The organism is Peptococcaceae bacterium 1198_IL3148, from assembly GCA_036763105.1.
Taxonomy (GTDB): domain Bacteria; phylum Bacillota; class Desulfotomaculia; order Desulfotomaculales; family Desulfohalotomaculaceae; genus JBAIYS01.
In genome coordinates this window covers 14,291-35,545 of record JBAIYS010000002.1, presented here as the reverse complement: position 1 = coordinate 35,545, position 21,255 = coordinate 14,291, and the positions used below count along the sequence as shown (strand labels likewise).

The window sequence follows — 21,255 nt, the reverse complement described above, 5'->3', positions numbered from 1 at the left end:
CTTTACCTCCTATCAGTTTTATAATCAATACCGGCCTTGGCTGCCTGAGTTAGCTGATACTTTCTGGGGATTTTATATATCCGATTCCCTTTACGAAAGTTGGCGCCGGTTTGTTTGAAATGAAAAGGCACGTCATATTCTACACATTGGGATCGGGTGGAAAGCACCCAACTATAGTCACATAATCTGGCTGCATCACCAGATTCACCACCACAGATTACCTTTTCGATGCGGTGACGATATTTTGCCAAATAGGTTCGAATTTCGATGGCCTCCAACATTGGTTCATGGATAATGGATTGGTGTTTAATGGGCAACTCCAAAAAAACAGGCAATCTGACATCGGCCATTTGTTGATTTTCGCAGGTACAGCAGATATGCACGTTGTCATAACCCTCACCCCAGTCTGCCGGTAAATTGACATAAAAACGGTCGGGGCGCTTGGTCACAAAGAAAAACTGCAAATCTGAACGTTCTTTCATAAACCGCCAAGCATCTATCCGCCACTGATCGGCATCTGGGTGAAAGAAGTCAGAGGTAAAACAAGTATAAACAAAATCGCCATCGGGTTGCAATTTATATTCACCTTTGCGATTTTTCTTTATAGGCAAATTAAAGGATAAAGTTTTATGCACCATTGAAGCATCCCGGTCAAATTCAGCATCCCGTCGATATACATAACAGTTAAGACAGCCCGGGCTGATTTTGGTACATCCATGCCAGGGATTCCAATTGGTTATGCCGCCTTCCTCCCTTCACCAAAATTAAAAACACCGGAATTTTCCGGCGTTTTATTTCCAGCGGATATCGGCCTCTTTTCTGGGTACTGTTCTTAAATATTTCACATTAGGATAACCGATTACCATACAGGTTACAATTTGCTTGCCCCCATCTATGCCGAGAAAATCCATAATCTGTTTATTGTCTTGGGAGGCAATTACAAAGAAACCACTAAAGAAAGTTCCCAGCCCTAAAGCATTGGTCATCAGTTCCATATTGGAAGAAGCCAAGGCACCATTGACTTGGGAATGGGCAGTTACAACAATTATTGCCGGAGCATTAAAAAATAGTTTGTCATTTTCATCAGGATTTTGTTGATAGCCTTGATACATTTGCACCCACATCTCAGCATATCTCTTAAACTGCATGGTCTCTGGGGTTAAATTGGCCAGCATGGCTTCTGCCTTATTCTTTAAGCTTTGATAGGCTAAAGCCTTTAACTGCTGCAATCCCTCTCTGACAACGATATAGGATACATCTTGCATATTACTACCGGTTTGGGTAAACCTGCCGGCCTCGATAATTTTTAAGATTTTTTCGGTTTCTACCTCTTGTTTCTTAAATTGTCTAACCGTTCTTCTGAATTTAATAAAGTTTAATAACTGATCGGCATCCACTGTAAAGGCTTCTTTATTATAATCCTTTACTTCTTCCATATTATACTCTTCAATAGATACAGCCCTTTGGGGGCATACAGCAATGCAGTGACCACACTTAAGGCAGGTTACATTTTTAACCTGGGCCTTTCCGTCAACTATTGCTATGTCTTGGGGAAAACAGTCTTTAACGCATAGTCCACAACCGATACATTTTTCAGCATCAATTTTTATCATTGTATCTACCCCTTAGATAACTTTTGGCTTTGAATAGACAACAATAAGCCCTCCATTGGGAGCTTATTAATGTATATATTTTATACTTTTATACTGGTATTGTCCAGTTTCAGTATTTGTGATTTAACTGCGCAAGTTTGGAAATTTTTATTTTATACAACTACTGATTGGCGGTAACAAGAATTACAATATTTGTAACTTGCAGTTACGTTAGTCTAACCCCCCTAGCCTCAGTCATGTGGTCGTTTATTTATATACAACCATGTAGTGTACTTTGCTTTCTGTTACATGCTTTAAAGAAAAATATCTTCACCGCCCTTTTCTATTCCCATAATTTCTCGGCTTGAATATTGAAGTGTGCGAAAAACATAAATGATAACAGAATCTTCTTCATTATTAATGATGTTTCGAATTTCTGTTTTTAATTTTTGATAATTGGCTTTAGAAATCTCACCCTCAAATACAGAGTTCTGCACCCAATGGAGGTACTTACGTACAGTCTTTAATACCTTAGCTACTCTTTTAACATTAATATCATAAACTAGGATTACAAACATTATTTCACCACCAAAAAATTACCATTGTGCCACAAACGGTTCATACTCAACTTCACCCATTAAGTGTTTTTCTAGCTTATATAACTCTAGGCGAATTATCCTCCTATAAGAAACTTGGCGACCTATGGACTTATGCTTTATAGTTGTTTTTAGTTTAGTATCCAATTCTTGTAGGAAAATCTTTTTAGCCCTTTCTTTCATCATGATTCCATTGGCAAATTCTTCAAAGTCTGCAACTGTAATCATTTTTTTGGCTAACAAACTAAATATTACTCGATCTATCAAAATAGGTTTGAATATTTCTGCAATGTCTAAATTTAGTGAGAACTTTCTAAAATTAGTTGTATGTAAATAACCTATGCGTGGGTCCAAGTGTGTTTTGTAAATTTCACTAAGAACAATTGTATACATAATACTATTGCCAAAACTTATTAATGTGTTTATATGGTTTTTAGGTGGGCGCCGGGTGCGTTCCTCAAATTTAAAGTCAGGGTTGTTGGTTATCTTATCAAATTGCTTATAATAATAATCGCGGATATTTCCTTCTAGAGCCATCAATTTACTAACATCATCACAGTCAGCCAACATACCAGTTAGCTCACTGACATTTTCTATGGTCTCAGTTAGACCACCAATTCGATTATTATAGTACTTAAGTACTTGTCTGATGTTTCTGGCTGCCCCTCTAACAAACTGCCTAGCTAAAAATATTCGTTTTTCAGCATTCAAATAATTTTCTGCCTGTTTAAGTATAATGAACCCAGAATTCAAATGTTCCCGAGGATAGAATGAACCCATGTAGTACCCATAATGGCTAAAATAGTGGATTATTATTTCTTTTTGAGAAACAAATTCTAGAAATTTTTTGTTAAGTGTAACTTCACCAAAGACCAATATTTCCCCTATATCTTCAACCGGCAAGTATTTAGAATTTTCTTCTGTCTCAAAGTACAATGTGTTTCCTTTTCGCTTCAGCTGGCCATCATTAAATATATAAATAGTTTTCTTCATTTTTTTGTTCCTTACGCCCAACATAATTCTGCATAGGCACATTTGTTACAGAAATTTATTTTCTTTGCATCGGGAGGCACTGGAGAATGGATGATTTGCAAAATCTCTTTTTCAGCATTTTTTAATTTAATTATTAAGTCCTCATTTAACTCAATAATTTCCTTTCTTTTCTCGCGAGGAAAAAGCAGTTCTCCCTTGGCTTTAATCCCGTTGATATGTAGTTCTAGTAAATAATAGGCCAACTGCATTCTAGCGCTTTCTCTAAATTTGCTACTTTTCTTAACTTCGCCTACCACCAAACCGTCTTTACCTTTCTTTACAATATCAAATTTCATATGTCCAAAGGCTACTTCTTTCTTATTACGATTGTAAGACTGTTCAGCAAAAAAGCGACCTAAAACAACATTGGTATCATCTTGATCTGGCGTTATTTGATGAGCCATCAACCACACTTCTCGTTTGCAAACATAATAGTACCATATGAGTGTACCACCAACTTTAACCTCATCCCTATACATTGGCGCTAACCCCCTATTAAATTTTCCGCCACCAGGGCCAATACAAAGGTACGACTACCCCAGACATTATTCCTCATAGGTAGGCTACAAACGATATAAGCGATATATGTCTGTTGTCCATTTTGGAGTTTCAATTCCTTATAGGTAGGCTACAAACATCCATGCTTTTCATGTGCCGTATAGTGGTATATACGAGTTTCAATTCCTTATAGGTAGGCTACAAACTGGTGGCAAATTTGGGTCAGGATAGCTAAATTCTAACTCGTTTCAATTCCTTATAGGTAGGCTACAAACGCAGAGTAATTGTGGTGAGCAAGGGGTTTGTACCTAGTTTCAATTCCTTATAGGTAGGCTACAAACTTTAAATGGCGTTTTAAGCGCGTTTAAATTTTTGGGTTTCAATTCCTTATAGGTAGGCTACAAACCAAGCTCATTAAGTGATGGCACCCATAGCGTGACCAGTTTCAATTCCTTATAGGTAGGCTACAAACCAAACGATGTTACCAGTAGCCCTGTAGCGGTAACAATGTTTCAATTCCTTATAGGTAGGCTACAAACGTATCTGATATTTGACTAATCCAAACATCGTAATCTGAGTTTCAATTCCTTATAGGTAGGCTACAAACACCAGAACCAGAAAACTATTTTATGATGGCGTGGCAAGTTTCAATTCCTTATAGGTAGGCTACAAACGGTTTTAATTCGGTCGCCGTTATCATCAAAACTTATGGTTTCAATTCCTTATAGGTAGGCTACAAACGTGTATAACTTTGTTGATAATTACCTACAATAAACCACGTTTCAATTCCTTATAGGTAGGCTACAAACTAAATCAGATATGTTAGTATTAGTTATCAGCAAGTGTTTCAATTCCTTATAGGTAGGCTACAAACTCCCCTTCTCTTCCTGTCAATCTCCATCCAATTTGATGTTTCAATTCCTTATAGGTAGGCTACAAACGGAGAGAACAGCAGGCACTAATAACGGCAGAAGAAGGTTTCAATTCCTTATAGGTAGGCTACAAACTTTGGGAAACTAAACATTTATAACACCTGCCATTTTGTTTCAATTCCTTATAGGTAGGCTACAAACAAGCAACACTCCAAGCAATGCACTCCACCCCCCTAGGTTTCAATTCCTTATAGGTAGGCTACAAACTTTACCAAACCTTACACCAAAAAACTAGAAAAGTATGCGTTTCAATTCCTTATAGGTAGGCTACAAACTGTATTAATGCAATACAAGGCAAAGGGGGTATAGAGGTTTCAATTCCTTATAGGTAGGCTACAAACTTAATGCCATTACTAGCCTGAAGTGCTAGATCGGAAAGTTTCAATTCCTTATAGGTAGGCTACAAACTGTTATGAATGCCGAAAAATCGGCAGGTTGCTTTTGTTTCAATTCCTTATAGGTAGGCTACAAACCCCTTCTCAAACCGTTTACAATACGTCTTGCATAGGTTTCAATTCCTTATAGGTAGGCTACAAACTTCCCAACTCTCAATCGCCATTTTCATGCGTGTGTAGTTTCAATTCCTTATAGGTAGGCTACAAACCCCGTCTGGCTTATAACCATTTCGCACTTCTCTAAGGGTTTCAATTCCTTATAGGTAGGCTACAAACCAATGATAGACACTTGCGATGCAATTTACTTACTGAAGTTTCAATTCCTTATAGGTAGGCTACAAACATAGAATCGAAACAATACGCTCGGCAATAGGATTAAGTTTCAATTCCTTATAGGTAGGCTACAAACACAAACATCGTACAGACATTTGACAATGTGGGGTATAGTTTCAATTCCTTATAGGTAGGCTACAAACAAGTTTGTGATCTGGCTGCCAATCCGATGGAAGGACGTTTCAATTCCTTATAGGTAGGCTACAAACGGAGGACTAGGTTTTGAAAATTATATACTGCGACAAGTTTCAATTCCTTATAGGTAGGCTACAAACGAGTACCTGCTTTTTTGTTGGGCGTAGGCGACTACAAGTTTCAATTCCTTATAGGTAGGCTACAAACTTTTGTGATATAAACCATAGTGGCGCGCCTTTGTCCCAGTTTCAATTCCTTATAGGTAGGCTACAAACTATGCCATGTATTAATGCAAGGAAATCAGAGGTAGAGTGTTTCAATTCCTTATAGGTAGGCTACAAACTAATTAACACTCCTGACTTTTCTTTACACTGTATAGTGTTTCAATTCCTTATAGGTAGGCTACAAACCCATTTTGGTGCTTAAAATTGCACCTTTTTCCTTAAAAATCAATACAAACCACATTAATTTCAACATAAAACTACCGCATCACAGGCATTTTACCTGCATTTCAGCTAAATTTTTCCGTCGACCCCCAGCTATTTTTACACTACCGCAGGTCGACGGAAAAATATTATACTAGAAGCAACAGTTTGAAAAATCCTCCACACCATCGGCCACTATATGAGCAAGACCAGTATCTGATGAATATATGTTTGGGTTGGCTAATCGCGGAATTGATACATCTGTTAAAGATGCCGCTAGTTTTAAAGCTATTTTATCGGTTACTGGCACAGTAAAATTCTGTAACAGAGCCATAAATCGCTTTTTATCTATAAAATTTAGCCTTAAGTAATCTTTATCAACAAACCTTTCATAAAGCTGCTCAACGCCTAACGGAGCATATTGATGCAATAATTGGGCCATGTTTCTATCTAGATATTCTTCACCCCATGGCACAAATAAACTAATATTAGGTAAATCAAAACCAAAGGGATTAACGCCAGAAATGGCGGACCAGTTGCCACAAACTGCATCAATTAAACCTTCTAGCGAAGTAGTTTGTGTATTTCTTGCAAAGCAGTTTCGATAATATTTACTCACAATCTCTGTTGTTTTTGGTTCAGACCATTGCCCATATTGATCAACAATACTATCTGTTTCCTCCCGTGCAATGTTACTTCTATATACATATTTTCTAGTATTTTTTTTGCCATCTCTCAAAAACTGGAACACTTCAACCAAAGCTACTTCTCCCTCACCATGTCTATTGGCTCGCCCCGCTGCCTGAGCTATAGAGGGAATAATCGGCAATGCCCGCAATAATAAGCGGAAACTCAAATCCACCCCCGCTTCTAATACCTGAGTACAAACTACTATTGTGGGCTGACCAGATTTCAGTTTTTCTGATATCTCTAAAATTTTTTGCGCTTTATGTAATGGTGTCATGCGGCTAGAAAGATTAAAACAATTTACCCCATCAGGAATTGAAAATAAAATTTCTTCATAAACTATAGCCGCATCTTGGATTGTATTCATCACAATGCCAATAGACTTGCACTTTTCTATTTTGCCCATAACTATTTCAGAAATCTCATGTTGATCTAGCGGTTCCTGGCGGCACCTTATTGTATAGCGATTTGGTATTTGAAAGACTGGTGCTAAAGGCACCAATTGTTTGGGTAACCCCAATTCCGCTGGCGGCAGAGTGGCGGTGGTAAGCAACACTTGCATATCATATTCTTCTGCCGCTGCCGCCAATAATTGTAAAAATAGGTTCCACGCCGCACCATCTATAATTTGTGGCTCATCTATAATTAAAAATGATTTTTGTAATCCTTTTAAACGCATAGATTGCTGAGCTCGGTTGGGAAACAATGCCCTAAACAGCTGATTAAATGTTGTGGTTATAATTGGCGCTGCTTGCCAGGCCTCCAATGCTAAATAAAAGGTTTCTTCGTTATTACCTTCTCCCGCCTCGACATCCAGCACAGATAAATGATGATGTTGTACAACATCTAAGCCAGTATATTTCCTAATTTCTGCAGTGGCTTGTGATAAGATAGATAGGTAGGGAGCCACATAAATGATTTTTTCACAGTGTCCCGATGCACAGGCGGTTAAAGCCAGCCGTATTGATGTTAATGTTTTACCCATCCCTGTAGGTAAAGTCAGGCTAAAGAACCTATTAGGGTTATTATGCTGATAGTTTTCAAAAACCGTTTGCTGCAACCACTGGCGCAAATTCACTAGTTCTTTGGAAGCGCTACCATTTTGTAAAACCTGTTGTCCCTTTTTAACACACAACCCATTAAGCAACTTAAGTGCTCTTCGTGCTTCCGCCGAACATAATGAAGATGGATATAGCCCTGCAGCATGGTAACGGTCACTAGCAATTAAGTTTGCGGTTACCGAACGCAATGCTTCTTTGGCGGCATTGCTGTACTTGTTTCCTTCGCTCTCCACTCGTCGCCTAATATAACCAGGTAATCGATAATACCAGCGCTCCCATGTTTCAGGAAATTCTTCAAGCCAACAGGTAAATTGCTCTTTAGACAGATGCGCAATTTTTAGATGTTTTTCTACTAGATCAATCAATCCATCTAAGTCTAGCTGATCAAAAAATCCTAGCGTTAAGCTGTTGCCCCAAGGAACTTCCTCAGTTATATCCTGCAATTGCCCATGATGATCATAAATATCCCTGGCTAAACGCATGATGTAAAATTGTGTTTCCTTCAATTCTCCCCTATCTAGCTGCATATTACTTAATAAGTGGATGGCACAGTAGCAGAAAATAGCTGCTCCCGCCGGAGAATGGGGTGGCCCTTTGCGGCGCCTGACTGCCGGAGTATTAATATATTGCTGCCATTCTGCATGGGCTTTACCAGCATCATGCATTAAGCCTGCTAAAAATCTAAGCATATCCTTATTGTTTCCGTTTTTATCACCCCAGCCAAAAGCTACTGCTTCTAAATGTTCAATCAAGGGATGTTTTCCACTAACATCGGCAGGTCTGGCAATGCATTGCTCTAGTGCAATTACCAAATACATACCACCTCTTTTCCAGGCAACATGCAAAATGTTACTGGCCTTTCAGTGCTGGATACTTTCGGTTTTATTACAATTGTTTTACCAGCCGTTTCGTAAATTAAATTAATTGTGCCTTTAAAACGCCTTTCGCCCAGATATTGATAATGCATACCCCCTACCCGCCCGTACTGACACCCTGCAGCAGGCATCAATGAACTAATGACGTGGCTTGGCACCACTGTACTACAGGTTAATGCGCAATCTTGCTGAGGCACTATTGTTTCTACTTCAACACACTCTACATAGCGAGGAAATGTTAAGCAATAAGCGCTACCCAAATAAGTATGATAATGGCTTCGCCCATGTTGCAACATGTCACTAAGTTTTTCTAAGTGATCACCTGTATAATAGATTCTATAATTTGGATTTATCACCAATTCTATTGATGTAGGTCGATTAAAGGTGCTTTTAGATTCACCCAACCATCCCTTACCTAACATAGACATTTCTTGGACGCGGGTACAAATGGGTGCTAGCAGTTGTATACCTATCATGTTTGTGCCTGTTAATTGCTCTAACCCTAAGACGGAAGCTATTAATCCATGCAAACTGGTTCTAGTAATAAAAGGGTAAGTGGCATGAGTCCCGGTGGTATCCGGGCGGCGAAAATGCGCTATGTTGCCTTTAATATCAAACACTAACAGTTTCAGTTACCTCACCTCCCGGAGATTAATTGTCGCTATTAATCAAAATCACATGCTTCTCCGGACAAGTTACCAATTAATTTTAAGCCAGGATGTAACCAGTAACGAATGTTTGCAATTTTCTTCTTATTAGTTAATAAAATTTGTTCCAGTTTGGTTACATCCAGTTTTACTTCCGACAATGATGTTGGCGGATTTACCCCCAACCATACATCCCGCTCTGGTTTAATAGTTACATAATCTTCTAAATAGCCTATGCGGGTAAAGGGGTCTTTGTATTCGACATGTAACAACAACAGTGGTTGCTGAATTCCCCGCCCCCTAGCCTGACGATGCTGGGTACCTTTCCACAAAGCTTCCAACAGCACCTCTACATCTTTGTCATCCATGCCAGTATCCTTTGCAATATGAGCATTAATTACAGCTGGCATGGCAAATATTGCAAATGGAAGTGTATAGGTAGTCCAAATTGTACCTTGTTGGTTGCCCTCCTGTTCACCTTTATCGTTCTCTTTTATATCTCTACTGGGCATAACCACTGTACCTTGCACATACTTAGTCTCCACCGGATGCAGTGAGTGAGCCCAACCAAATTGTACCGGTCCTGTTTGGTTAAAACTTTCTTTATCCACACTGTAAACCGCACCAAAGATACGCATATCAAAACTAGCCGCTAACAAGTCCGTACGTTTAGATTTAGATTTAGACTTATTAACCTCATTTAAAATAGATTCGGCAAGTTTTTGTCGTCCTAATAACTTACCATCCTCAGTACGCTCCTGACGGCAGAAAATGTAATAACGCTTTTGTTCACCACCAGCTGGGTATTTGGCCAACACATAATCTCTCACGTCCCGTTTTATACTGACATCTGAAAGAGAAATACGCCCATCTTCTTCGCCAAACAATCTTCTGGCATCACTTTCGTTAAGTGGATCGCGGTTAGGTATGCCGTCCTTTACACTTTTAATAAACAAGATTTCACCACTGTTTACGCTCAAGGTTATTCCTCCTTATCTAGGATTCTTTTTATCTGTGGCCAGGGCATAGCCTGCCCAAAAGGCTGCCATAAAAGCATCTTTATCTTTATTAACCTGTTCTTTCATACGGCTATATTCCATCAAGGCCAATGCAAAGCGCTTTCGCAAATCATCTGTAATATGCATATCTAATTTTCTGGCATACTCATCAACCTTTGACAATCCGCGTTTCCAAATACTTTCTGGAGTTAAACTGCTGCCAAAGGTCATTACTCGGTGTTTTAAAAAATCTTTGCCATTACTTTTATGCCAATAATGTTTGGAAAAAACGCGCATTAAGTAACCGCAGGCAAAGCCCAATTCTTCTGCATCGATAAATTTTATGTCATTAATGTCTGCCGCTGCTATTATTGTTTTTAGCTCTCTCCAATCTCTCATTTGTGAACCTCCGTTTCCGGTTTCAACTGCAACAAGTTTTTGATACTTAATTAAAAATTCTGTAAACGCTAAGTAGAAAATAACTTCTTTATTTAAATCATAAATAACATTGGAATCTGGTAATTTACGTGCCAGTTCATTCATTCTTTGGGCTATATTTAATAAAAAACGTTGGCGTGATATTTTACCCCGGTGCAACACATTGCTCAATGTTTGCCAGATATATGGAGCCCCGTAAGCATTAGTCAATAAGTATGGCAACGAAGAATAGTTTTTCTTAATAATGTAGGCATACTCTACTGAAACATTTTGTAATTGGTTAGCAATGTCGAGTGCATAATCAGCAACATCTTTTGTGATACGCTTTAAATTTTTAGCTACCGATGGGATAACCTCTTCAATGGTGGCCCTTAAGTGGATGTCCCCCCGGCTTGTATCTCCGGAGTAGTAAATAATGGTCAGCCGATAGTTATCTGCTGATATCTCTTGGGGAAGTTGTAGTTCAAATCCAGTTATTTCTTGCAGGTGAACATTTACTTTGTCGTCTTTAGTTTCATTGCCAGTTAGCATTGATAGCATTCCTTCAACAAAGTCCAATCGATCGTCTTCATCTTCTAAAAAGTCATCCAAAACAGGTAGTACATAACCACAGCCATATATTCTTTCGGGTGTACCTATTTTAGAAATACGCTTACCCTCGGCAGTGGCAGATGGTGCAAACAATTCTTTAGTAAGCCAGTTATCTAGGGGTTTTGTTAATTTGTTAAATAAGTTGGCACCGTAAGTTAAAGCATTATAACACTGGGGACAAACAGCAATGGTTTCTACCAACTTATTATCCTTTAAACCCGCAGGTAATGGGCAACTCCAGGTGGTGGTAAACCAAGGCCACGCCTTGCAATAAGTGGAAACTACTCTGCCAGCGGCACCACAAAAGTAACATATAGCATCATTATCCTGTCGTTCACCCTTTTCTGCCCCTTCGGCTAATTTTGCTTCCCAGAATCTATCTTTAATTAGATTTAGGTCAGCCACCAAGTACTTGCCTTCTTCTATCACGCTAGGGCCAATGTAGGCAAGCGTGCTATTACCCCGGGGGATTTGGTCACTTAATTGATAAGGACTATCTTCCGCCACTACTGCTAAAACCACTAATGCTAAAAGCTTGTCCTTTGTATCTGTAGAAACCCCTTGGGCCACTTTATGTAACTGATTTGCTATTTCTGTTATTTCTTTGTCCGTCAAGCTAACTCCCACAGTTCTTGGTACCCTACCGGCTAGAAATTTTTCTATACTACTGGCACTACTAATAAACTCTTGCACTTGTTTTTCGTAAGTTAAATAGGACGGAACGCTATAACGCCCTTGTGGCTTGGTAGGATTACCTCCCGCAGGAATAACAAAGGGAGCACCCACTGCCCGGTCTACATCTTGCACGAATACCTGTTTTTTACTTTTGGGGGATTGTACTTCATAATCCCCCCAGCACTGTAGTGGTAAAGCAGCAATTTTGGTTTTTAGGGCCCTTTTGTCAACCTCAATCACAAATACTCGGGATAAAAACCCTTTAGCTGTTACCGCTGCCACGTCAGATATTTGGCTTAATATAGCCTGGGGAGATATGCCACCTTCCACTAATGGTCGACCAAGCCGAATTAGACTTTCAATGATCAGTTCAATCCCTCCCTTCTAATTCAACACAACCAAATCCCTGGGAGTTTTTAGCCCCTAAACCAGCATCAACTGCCACTTGCAGTAGTTCTCGTGGGCCATAAAGTTTTATTTTGCAGCTATACCCTTTAATGACTGTGTTTTTATAGGTCGTTATATTCATGTGCGGTTTGTTCAGCAGTTCTATGTTTATTTTTTCTGTTGGGGCAGGTCGGTTGTAATAAGCAATATATTTTTTGCGCAGGTTTTCTTCAATTTGAGATGCAAATTGCTTTTCCCCAGGCTGATAGTAACATGTATATTTCCCACCGGAAGGTTTATTAAAGGTACTGTAAGTAACAACTGGCGAAATGATGTTTAGTATAGCGCTATCACTTTCTATGGTTGGCTTATCAACGCTAATGTTGTTAACTTCAACCCAAACATCATATATACGAATTTTTCCTTCACCGAGTATACAGTTCATGATAGATGTACAAAATTCTGGAATCGGGGATGCAATATACAGCTTTAGTGGGGGATAAAAAGTAATGGTTTTGTCTAAATTATTGATTTTGTATTTACCCAGCAATCGAGAAAAAGTAAAAAATTTAAAACTTCTGTTTTTATATATGTACCCTCGTTCGTGTAAGAACCTTGCTAATTCTGAAGATATGTTGTTATAGATTGCCGCTTGAATATAATGATTATAGTGTATTGGTAATAATATTTGCGGTTCTTGGCTGGTAAGAGTAAGACATAAACGCAATTTCACTCCCCCCGTACTAAGAAAATTGTCATTTAAGTGTTTATTGACTGGTACTTCTAGTAAAATCAAGTAATTCCTTTAAGAAAATTTCTACACATATCGTCAATTTTTGTAACCGCAGAGTTTCAATTCCTTACAGGTAAGCTACAAACCCATTTTGGCACTCCGAAACAGAAGCATATTACTTTAATTATCTGTTTTCTTGCATATTACTACTATATTACTAAAAATTCTTCTATAATATAAACAACATTTTAGTTAATGTTTTCTGCCGACCCATATAGCACCATCAGATATGGCGATATTTTTTCCACAGGAACTGATTAATCAGTTCAGTTTGTTGCGTATCCATAAGCTCCAACCACTTTTTATAATCAAGGGAGCCAGCCCTAAATAAAACACCCTGCCATATGGCAAGGCTAATCTAAATATTTGCTGCCTTCTTTTACACTCAGCGGGTGCAGCGGGTTGCTGGCGATAAATTCCTTAACCCATTCTTTATTGGTTTTAGAATACTCCCTTAATACCCAGCCAATAGCCTTGTTAATAAAAAACTCTGTGGTATTGCTGTTTTGTTTAATTATTAAACTAAGCAATTCCTGATCGGTTTTCTCTTTATATTTTAACTGAAACAGAATGGCAACCCTAACAAGCCAAATATTGTTGCTTTCTGCCCACTTTAAAATATGGCTGTTGATTAGTTCTGGGTATTTAAGACATAGCACCCCAGTGATGTTACTGGCCAAAGTGTCAACGGTGTCCCACCAGGGTTTTGTTTCTACCAAAAATTTAATATTATCAATATCATCCTTCTGCAAATAATCTTTCAAAGCCAGCAAATAATCGATGGCCAAATACTGAAACTCACGCTCCGGCATAACCCATAGTCTGTCAATAAAATCCCAGTTAATTATTTTCTGTTTTTTTGCGTTCTTAATAAAATCTTTACCCAGTGCTGCCCGCTGGGGCTTTTTAATACCCAAAAAGGGAAAGTTGTTTTTCATGTAAGCAGCCATTTGAATTGCTTGGTCGGGATTTCTACTCTTAAGAAATGCATTAATCAGTTCGTTATATGTAGTATTTTCTTCTTCCATAAATTATCTTATACCTTCTTTCCATATTTGCTAATTATTTTTTTCATTCAACCTGATTTCTGCATTTCCCTGCTTTAAACCAAGATTTTTTACAGCAAAATCTATTTTTCTGCCCATGTTGTCGTAATTTTTAGCCATCAATTCAGCGTGGGCTACAGACACACAAAAGCCTAGTCCCTTCACTTCATCAATGTCGGTGCTTTCAATGGCCGCTCCAATCACCTTTTTTGCTCCCTGTATAGGTTTCAAACTCACTCTATTTGATTAACTTCATCATCTCTTCGGGAGATCTTCGGTATAAAACCATATAAACCTTATCAAGAGATTTATCTATTTGCAAAAACTTTTTTATTTCCGTTATCGCTATGTTAATGGCCTTTTCCATGGGGAATCTGTATACCCCTGCGCTAATCATCGGAAAAGCAATTGTTTTTACGCCATGCTCCACTGCCAGGTGTAGTGAATTCCTATAACAATTAGCCAATAATCTTTCCTCTTGAAATTCTCCACCCCGCCAAATTGGACCAGGAGTGTGAATGACCCATTTAGCAGGTAAGTTATAACCACCGGTGATTTTAGCTTCACCAGTAGGGCAACCATTTAGTTTGCGGCACTCTGCCAATAGTCCGGGTCCTGCTGCCCGGTGTATTTGTCCATCCACACCTCCACCACCAAGCAAAGATTCATTGGCAGCATTAACTATAGCGTCCACCTTTAGTGTTGTTATATCAGATTCTATTAAGCTAAGCCTGTTGGTTAATTTTATTTCTTGGTTATTGTCCATGTTAACTACTCCAATCACCGATAGATATTATTTATTTGTTAGTCATTTTAACACATCAACTCAATAACAACACTCTTTTAAATACACAATCATCAATTAAATTCAGAGATAAAGAACAGCTCATTTACAACACAAAGAAACCGTCCCTCTGTGATGTGTCTATATATAAGGAAAGAATTTATCGTACTGGTTATATAAAGAGGCAATGGAATAAATCATAAAACGCCCCAACTAATGTTTGGGGCGCTTACCTTTTTTAATGTTTCCATCCCAAGATCTAATGCCACCTTGCAGGTGAACTATATTCTCAAAGCCATTTTTGCTCATAATACGGGCTGCTCTTTTACTTCTATGTCCACTGCGACAGTAAAGAAAGATAGGCTTGTCCGGAGAAATCTCATTTATTCTAGCTTTAAATTGAGACAAAGGAATATTGATTGCTCCGCTGATATATCCTTCTTGATATTCAGCAGGTTCCCGAACATCAATCAGGATATTATTTTCATTCTGCTTTAATTCTTGTTTAAATAGCTGACCAGTTAAGGTTCTTAGTCCTCTAACCGGAGTAAATTGCAAAAGCAGAATTACACCTAAGGCAAACAACAAAAGCTGAAAAATTGTTACTGTATCTATTGTTTAAACCTCCTTTTACTAATAAAACATCGTTCGTCAGTTTTAGTTTATACTACTCCAAGCAACTTGATCAATATTAATCTACTAATGCGGAGGGGACCGTACTGTAATTAAACTGTCAAGGGGAAGTTGCCACTGACAATTGCACTGGCACTTCCCCTTTAGCAAAAATTTATTAGGCTTTCAAATAAGTAACATGCCGTCTAAGCCGTCTTTTAGCGTGCATTGTAACCGTGCTTAAAAATGGTGGCGTAAAGCTAATGGCCAGCACCACCAGCCAGTGCATTGGTTCCAAAGGTACCGTTTTAAATACTGGCTGCAGGAAGGGCAAATATACCACCATTAACTGCAGTGTTGTGGAAATTGCCACCGCTGCTAACAAAAACGGATTACTAAAGAGACCAATTTCTAACAATGAGTGATGCTCCGACCGGCAGATAAACACATAGAACAATTGGAAAAACACCAGTGTATTAAAGGCCATTGTCCGAGCTAATGCCTCGTCACCCCAGAATAATCCGATGCAAAAGGCCATCAGTGTGCCGATGGCAATCACTGTGCCACTGCCCAATATCCGCCAAGCCAAACCATGGGAAAATACGCTTTCCTGGGGATGCCGGGGCGGGCGATTCATTACGTCCCGATCTGCCGGGTCTACTCCCAACGCCATGGCCGGCAGGCCATCGGTAACCAGGTTCATCCACAAGATTTGAATGGGCACCAGTGGTAACGGCAACCCCGCCAACACCGCCAGAAACATCACCAGCACCTCACCGACGTTACAGGACAACAGGTAGCGGATAAATTTTCTGATGTTGTCGTAAATGCCGCGCCCCTCTTCTACCGCGTCCACTATGGTTTTAAAGTTATCATCTGCCAACACCATGGCCGAGGCTTCCTTGGTCACATCGGTGCCGGTTTTACCCATGGCCACCCCGATGTCGGCCTCTTTCACCGCCGGAGCATCATTGACCCCGTCACCGGTCATGGCCACCACATGACCATTACTCTTTAAAGCCCGCACAATGCGCAATTTGTGTTTCGGTGACACCCGGGCATACACCGCCACCTGTTCCGCCTGCCGCTGCAGTTCATCATCATCTATTGCATCCAGTTCCACTCCGGTCATCACGGTACCGTTTCGGCCCAACAGCCCCAGTTCGGCGCCGATGGCCCGGGCGGTTAACTGATGGTCACCAGTAATCATCACCGTTTTAATGCCGGCCCGCTTACAGGTCAGCACCGCTTGCAGGGCTTCCGGCCGGGGCGGATCGATCATCCCCGCCAAGCCCACAAACACCAAATCCCGTTCGACATTGGTTTCGCTAAAATCATCCATGTTGACCGGCAGTTCCCGCACCGCCACCGCCAGCACCCGCAGGGCATCATCGGCCATTTTGGCATTGTGCCAAAGCATACTTTGTTTCACGCTACTGGTCAATGGTCTAATTTGGCCATTTTGATAAAAGTGAGTACACAGATCCAACACCACGTCCGGTGCCCCTTTGACGTAAGCGGTTTTCTCCCACTTTTTATTCTGATAAATTACAGTCATCCGCTTGCGGTCAGAATCAAAGGGCAATTCCACCAGCCTAGCTTCATCCTTTTCCAAATGGGACCGCCAAACCCCCCTTTTGGCTGCCGCCACCATAAGCGCCCCCTCGGTGGGGTCACCGTTTATCTGCCATTCCTTAGGTTGGCTAGATAACTTGCGCAACAGCCCACCAATGCTGATATTGCCCTTTACCAGCGTAGCGTTGTTACACAGGGCCGCTGCCTTCAGCAGCAAATCAAATTCCTTTTCATCTTTACCTTTGACAAAATTAAAATCTCCCCGGGGATTGTAACCTTCGCCGGTTACCTCCACTTCCGCCTCGGCCATCACCAATCGGCGCACTGTCATTTTGTTTTGGGTTAAAGTACCGGTTTTGTCGGAACAAATTACCGTGGCACAACCCAACGTTTCCACCGCTGGTAGCTTTCTAATAATGGCCTTTCGTTTTACCATCCGCTGCACGCCAATGGCCAGTGCGATGGTCACAATGGCTGGTAATCCCTCGGGAATAGCCGCCACCGCCAAGCTCACCCCAGCCATAAACATATTGTAGGCCGGTTCTCCCCGCATTACCCCCAGCACCACCACCAAAGCACAAACCAGTAGACAGAAACTGACCAGGTATTTGCCCAGTTGGGCCAACCGCCGCTGCAGCGGTGTTACTTCTTCGGTAACCTGTTGCATCATGCCGGCAATGTGACCCATTTCCGTTGCCATGCCGGTGGCCACCACCAACCCTTTGGCTCGCCCTCGGGTCACCACGGTACCCATGTAGGCCATATTGCAGGTATCGCCTAAACCAATGTTTTCCTGCTCGACCATCTTCTCTGCCTGTTTTTTCACCGGCAGCGATTCACCGGTCAGCGCCGATTCTTCCACCTCTAAATTGACCGTTTGCAACAACCGCAGGTCTGCTGGCACTTTGTCTCCAGATTCCAACAGTACCACATCTCCGGGTACCAGTTCTGAGGCATGGATTTTGCTTTCTACACCGTTTCTAATCACCTTGGCCTCTGGCGCGGTCATTTCCTTTAGGGCTTCCATGGACTTTTCAGCCCGGAATTCTTGAATAAAGCCTAAAATGGCATTGACAATTACAATGATCATAATGGTAATGGCATCGGCCCATTCGTGTAAAAAACCACTGACAATGGTGGCGGCAATTAAAACCAACACCATAAAGTCTTTAAACTGATTAAGGAACATTACCCACGGCGGATCTTTGGGGGCACTAACCAGCTGGTTTAGCCCCAAATGTTTTAATCTTTCTTTGGCTTCCTTGGCATCCAACCCCTTGTCCCGGTTGGAATCAAACTTGTCAACCACTTCTTCACGCCCCATGGTATGCCAGCGTCCACCCATATAAAGTCACCTCTTACTTCCTTATAATAAAAATTACCAATAATACCCTGGCTATAACCTATACATATTCGGTGAACAGGCAAATATAACCATCAAATGGGACAACTTTTTAATAACTGGGAACAAGCCTAGCCATATGTTATAATTGTCCGGGAAAGGAGATTAGTGCTAATGCCTTACGATGGATTGGTCATGGCTGCCGTAGGCAGCGAATTAAAAGATAAATTAATTGGTGCCAGAATAGAGAAGATTTATCAACCACTGAGGGAAGAACTGGCCATCACCGTCAGCAAACCTAAGGAACGTTACAAAATTTTGATCTCAGCCAACGCCACCAACGCCCGCATACATACCACCGCCAGCAGCAAGCCCAACCCCGCAACGCCACCGCTTTTCTGCATGGTTTTGCGCAAACACCTGGAAGGGGGGCGAATTTTAGCTGTTTCCCAACCGGGCTTAGAAAGGGTATTGCATTTAACAATTGATACCCGAGACGAATTGGGACGTTCTGCCCCCAAAACGCTGGTGGTGGAAGTGATGGGTAAACACAGCAACATCATTTTAATTGATAATCAAAGCAACTGCATAATAGATGGCATTAAGCGCTATTCCCATGCCATCAGCCGGCACCGGGAGGTGCTACCCGGCAGAGAATACGTTGCCCCTCCGGAACAGCAAAAGCACAGTCCGCTGGGCTTAACAGAAGAACGTTTTTTTGCCTTGATTACCCAAGCTGAACTAGACGCCAAGTTGACCGATATTTTGCTCAGCACCTTTGATGGCTTCTCCCCCCGCATGTGCCGGGAGCTGGTTTATCGTTGCGATTTACCCTTAGATTTGACGCTAAATCACTGCGGAGAGTATGAATTGCGGCTGTTGTGGCAACATTTTTCCACCATTGGCAGGGCGCTGGATAAAGAGGAATTCGCCCCCAGTTTAGTGTTTAATCGGGACGGTACCCCCAAGGACTTTGCCGCCTTTGAACTAACTCAATTTAAAAACGAAAAAATTGTACATGGTGACATGAACTTGCTACTGGATACCTTTTACACCCATAGGGATTACCAACAGCAACTGCAGGCTAAAAAACAATCGCTGTTAACAATCCTTAACCGCGACCTCAGTCGATTAAAAAATAAATTGCCCAAATATCAAAAAAGTTTAAATGAAGCCGACCGGGGTGAAGACTACCGCCTTTATGGTGACTTAATTACCGCCCACATGTATCAATTAACCAAAGGCCTGTCCCAAGTAGAACTGGTGAACTATTATGACCCAGAGCAAAAAAGCATCACCGTTCCCTTAGACAAACAAAAAACACCAGCTCAAAACGCCCAGGCTTATTTTAAAAAATATGTCAAGGCCAAAAGCACTTTGGAAGCGGTAACTGAGCAGTTGCAACAAGCCAAAGAGGAACTCAACTACCTGGAAAGTGTTGATACCACCATTCGCCAAGCAACAACATTAGAAGATTTAGAAGAAATTAAGCTGGAAATGGCTGCCCAGGGTTACTTAAAACTGGAGGAAAAAAAGGGTGGCAAAAAGGACAAAAAACGTGATAAACCCCAACCACTGCCATTTACGTCCAGCGACGGCTTTACCATTCTGGTGGGCAAAAATAACCGGCAAAACGATTATCTAACCATGCGCTATGCCAAAGAGAATGACCTGTGGCTGCACACCAAAGATATTCCTGGTTCCCATGTAATCATTCGCACCGAAGGCAAGCCAGTGCCCAACCAAACCTTAGAAGAAGCAGCAATTTTAGCCGCCTTCCACAGCAAAGCCAAGCAGTCTAAACAGGTGCCGGTGGACTATACCTACGTTAAGCACGTACACAAACCCAACGGAGCCAAACCGGGCATGGTGATTTACGAAAACCAACAAACAGTATTTGTTACACCGGACGAGGGCGTAGTGGCCAGGTTAACAACCAGTGATCATTAATTAAGCCACCTGATAATTGTGATAATATGACTAAGTTTAAAACACCTCCTAAAGTGGTGGCACCAACTGCGCCCTACTTAGGAGGTGTTAAATCTATTACCCAAAGTTAGTTAACTTTAACTCTGGTCGTGTAACTGGCTAGCTCTATAATTTCGTCTTCGGTTATTTTACCGGAAATAGTAATAAAAATATCTCGATCAACCCACGATAACATAGCCATGTTATGTTTTATATTCACCACCAGCGTTGCCTGCTGGCCTCTGATGTTAACATCTTTCATAATGGCATCGTCAGTATCGTAAGAGATACCTTGTTTGATACCGTCGATGACGTTAACTTGCCTAACCCTAGTGGTACGGTTATCTGCGGCGATAAGTAGAAATTCAATTTCTTGCAATTTGCCATGCTTTTCAACGGTAACCTCATCTATTGAATACTTATCCAACAAACCAACTGGCAATAAAACTTCATATTCAGCCCCCATCAAAGCGCGTTTAACCTCCGGCTTTAACTGGTTGAGCGTGCTTTCCTTTTCTTCCGCAGTAAAGGAAACTTCGTGCGATTGAACCTTTCCGGTAAGCAGCAATTTTATGTTATTGAAAATCTTGCTATTTATTGCGATACCTTCATTGGGCAGAAAGGTTATGGACGTAATCAAAAGTATAAAAATGGAGCAAGCAACAACTGCTATCTTGCGGTAGGGGTTTTTATGCTTAGGATAATATTTATTATTAAATTTATCCCACGCCTCTTCTATGTCAATATCCTTATCCTTTTTAGCTTTATCATAGAGAGAGCGCTTAATTAACTCATCAATTGACTTATAATCGTTGTTTAATTTGTGTGGCCATCATTT

The 21,255-nt window shown here is 40.8% G+C and carries 17 protein-coding genes and 1 CRISPR repeat array; of the genes, 1 reads left to right on the top strand and 16 read right to left on the bottom strand.

Annotated features, from left to right (window positions below; translation table 11 throughout):
• Positions 1–2 precede the first annotated feature (2 nt).
• From V6C27_02055 to V6C27_01985, 15 genes are all read right to left on the bottom strand, one after another.
• The gene (locus V6C27_02055) at positions 3–740 is read right to left on the bottom strand and encodes a DUF5131 family protein (protein ID MEG6615210.1); all 738 of its coding nucleotides are present in this window, start codon (positions 738–740) and stop codon (positions 3–5) included.
• A 51-nt stretch (positions 741–791) separates the two neighbouring features.
• Positions 792–1,613 carry a nitroreductase family protein gene (locus V6C27_02050; GenBank protein ID MEG6615209.1) on the bottom strand — a complete coding sequence of 274 codons (822 nt, stop codon included), beginning with the start codon at positions 1,611–1,613 and terminating at the stop codon, positions 792–794.
• 293 nt (positions 1,614–1,906) lie between these two features.
• On the bottom strand, positions 1,907–2,170 hold the full coding sequence (gene cas2 / locus V6C27_02045) for a CRISPR-associated endonuclease Cas2 (protein MEG6615208.1): 264 nt from the start codon (positions 2,168–2,170) through the stop codon (positions 1,907–1,909).
• An 18-nt stretch (positions 2,171–2,188) separates the two neighbouring features.
• On the bottom strand, positions 2,189–3,181 hold the full coding sequence (cas1b, locus tag V6C27_02040) for a type I-B CRISPR-associated endonuclease Cas1b (protein MEG6615207.1): 993 nt from the start codon (positions 3,179–3,181) through the stop codon (positions 2,189–2,191).
• Positions 3,182–3,192: 11 nt separating this feature from the next.
• Complete coding sequence (gene cas4, locus V6C27_02035) at positions 3,193–3,699, bottom strand: CRISPR-associated protein Cas4 (GenBank protein ID MEG6615206.1); 507 nt, start codon at positions 3,697–3,699, stop codon at positions 3,193–3,195.
• 62 nt (positions 3,700–3,761) lie between these two features.
• Positions 3,762–5,923: direct repeats of the CRISPR family, unit length 30 nt; unit sequence GTTTCAATTCCTTATAGGTAGGCTACAAAC.
• A gap of 169 nt (positions 5,924–6,092) precedes the next feature.
• Positions 6,093–8,498 (bottom strand): CRISPR-associated helicase Cas3', encoded by a 2,406-nt coding sequence (cas3, locus tag V6C27_02030; GenBank protein MEG6615205.1) that lies wholly within the window; start codon positions 8,496–8,498, stop codon positions 6,093–6,095.
• Entirely contained in the window at positions 8,492–9,181 is a 690-nt protein-coding gene (gene cas5, locus V6C27_02025; protein MEG6615204.1) for a CRISPR-associated protein Cas5, read from the bottom strand. Before cas5 ends, cas3 begins: the two co-directional genes overlap by 7 nt.
• Positions 9,182–9,225: 44 nt before the next feature.
• Complete coding sequence (locus tag V6C27_02020; GenBank protein MEG6615203.1) at positions 9,226–10,188, bottom strand: type I CRISPR-associated protein Cas7; 963 nt, start codon at positions 10,186–10,188, stop codon at positions 9,226–9,228.
• 12 nt (positions 10,189–10,200) lie between these two features.
• Positions 10,201–12,240: a TM1802 family CRISPR-associated protein gene (locus tag V6C27_02015; protein ID MEG6615202.1), complete on the bottom strand. Its 2,040-nt coding sequence runs from the start codon at positions 12,238–12,240 to the stop codon at positions 10,201–10,203.
• A 40-nt stretch (positions 12,241–12,280) separates the two neighbouring features.
• Complete coding sequence (gene cas6 / locus V6C27_02010) at positions 12,281–13,030, bottom strand: CRISPR-associated endoribonuclease Cas6 (GenBank protein MEG6615201.1); 750 nt, start codon at positions 13,028–13,030, stop codon at positions 12,281–12,283.
• 413 nt (positions 13,031–13,443) lie between these two features.
• Positions 13,444–14,118 carry a DNA alkylation repair protein gene (locus V6C27_02005; protein ID MEG6615200.1) on the bottom strand — a complete coding sequence of 225 codons (675 nt, stop codon included), beginning with the start codon at positions 14,116–14,118 and terminating at the stop codon, positions 13,444–13,446.
• A gap of 30 nt (positions 14,119–14,148) precedes the next feature.
• Positions 14,149–14,367 carry a hypothetical protein gene (locus tag V6C27_02000; GenBank protein MEG6615199.1) on the bottom strand — a complete coding sequence of 73 codons (219 nt, stop codon included), beginning with the start codon at positions 14,365–14,367 and terminating at the stop codon, positions 14,149–14,151.
• Positions 14,368–14,374: 7 nt separating this feature from the next.
• Positions 14,375–14,902, bottom strand: a complete 528-nt coding sequence (locus V6C27_01995; GenBank protein MEG6615198.1) for an O-acetyl-ADP-ribose deacetylase — start codon at positions 14,900–14,902, stop codon at positions 14,375–14,377.
• A gap of 231 nt (positions 14,903–15,133) precedes the next feature.
• On the bottom strand, positions 15,134–15,508 hold the full coding sequence (locus V6C27_01990; protein ID MEG6615197.1) for a rhodanese-like domain-containing protein: 375 nt from the start codon (positions 15,506–15,508) through the stop codon (positions 15,134–15,136).
• A gap of 202 nt (positions 15,509–15,710) precedes the next feature.
• Positions 15,711–18,452, bottom strand: coding sequence for a calcium-transporting P-type ATPase, PMR1-type (locus V6C27_01985; protein ID MEG6615196.1), 2,742 nt, complete (start codon positions 18,450–18,452; stop codon positions 15,711–15,713).
• A gap of 171 nt (positions 18,453–18,623) precedes the next feature.
• Between V6C27_01985 and V6C27_01980 the strand changes: the two genes are divergently transcribed.
• Positions 18,624–20,399, top strand: coding sequence for an NFACT RNA binding domain-containing protein (locus tag V6C27_01980; protein ID MEG6615195.1), 1,776 nt, complete (start codon positions 18,624–18,626; stop codon positions 20,397–20,399).
• A 106-nt stretch (positions 20,400–20,505) separates the two neighbouring features.
• On the opposite strand, the gene V6C27_01975 is transcribed toward V6C27_01980, so the two are convergent.
• Entirely contained in the window at positions 20,506–21,057 is a 552-nt protein-coding gene (locus V6C27_01975; GenBank protein MEG6615194.1) for a DUF4367 domain-containing protein, read from the bottom strand.
• Between the last annotated feature and the right edge of the window lie 198 nt (positions 21,058–21,255).